This window comes from Variovorax sp. 01T439_2, from assembly GCF_056398445.1.
On sequence record NZ_JBFTPJ010001320.1, the window covers coordinates 1 to 1,115 of the forward strand.

The 1,115-nt window shown below is 69.0% G+C and carries 1 protein-coding gene; it reads right to left on the reverse strand.

Annotated features, from left to right (window positions below; all coding sequences use genetic code 11):
- Positions 1 to 1,080 (reverse strand): erythromycin esterase family protein (locus AC1DOC_RS34620; protein ID WP_478131706.1); only part of this gene is annotated, 1,080 nt, incomplete at its 3' end.
- Positions 1,081 to 1,115 lie beyond the last annotated feature (35 nt).

Below are 1,115 nucleotides of genomic sequence, written 5' to 3' on the forward strand. Positions count from 1 at the left end.
CATGAGGCCCTCGTAGCTGTCCTCGCGCGAGGGGACCACCTGCTTGCGTTCGGCGGCCGCGCCCCAGTCGGAGGCCGCCATCACGCTGCCGGTGTGCGTGGTGAAGCCCACCAGCACCGCATCGCGGCCCTGGCGTTCGCGCACCAGCTGGCCCACGTTGAGTTCGCCGCGGCGCTCGCCCATCTCGGTGGCGCGCGCATCGCCCAGGTGCGAGTTGTGCGCCCACACCACGATCTTCGGTCGATCGCTCGCGCGCCACAGGTGGCGTTCGATCTCGCCCAGCGTCTCCACCATGTGCCGGTCGCGCTGGTTCCAGGAGGACACGTCGCTCAGGTACATCGAGCGGTAGTAGGCCTCGGCGTTCTTGACGAGGCGCGCATTCTGCTCGGCGTTGAAGGCGTCTTCCTCATTGGCCGCGCCGCCGCTGCGCCATGCATCGCCGGCGGCGCGGCGCATCTCGACCAGCATCTCGACCACTTCGCGCTGGCAGGAGGGCGTGTTGCCGAGCCCGGCCATCAGGCCGTACACCTGGCCGCCGTCGCCGAAGCGGTCGAAGCATGCGTAGCGTTCGCGGGCGCTTCGCGCCGCCACGGGATCGGTGCGGTCGAAGTAGTCGAGCACGGCTTCGATGGAGGCGTGCAGGCTGTAGAGGTCCAGGCCGTAGAAGCCGGTCTTGCCCTGCGGCGGGCCCGCGTCGTTGAAGGCGCGCTGCCATTCGATAAAACTTGCGACGTCCTCGTTGCGCCACATCCAGGTCGGAAAGCGCCGGAAGCCCGCGAGCGCTTCGCGCGCATTGGCGTCGCCGCCGGCGCCCCTCACGTAGCGGTTCGCGCGGTAGGCGTCGGGCCAGTCGCCTTCGATGGCCACCGCGTGGAAGCCTTTCTCGGCCAAGAGGCGCCGCGTGATGTCGGCGCGCGCCGCATAGAACTCGTGCGTGCCGTGCGAAGCCTCGCCGAGCAGCACATAGTGCGCATCGCCGATCAGCTCGAGCAGCGCGTCATGGTCGCTGGAAGACCCGTCCATCGGATGCGCCACGGCACGCAGCGCCTCCGCTTCGTTCGAAATGCGTGAGGGATTCATCGTCCACGGTCCTCAGGCAGGAAGCGCGCCATGAG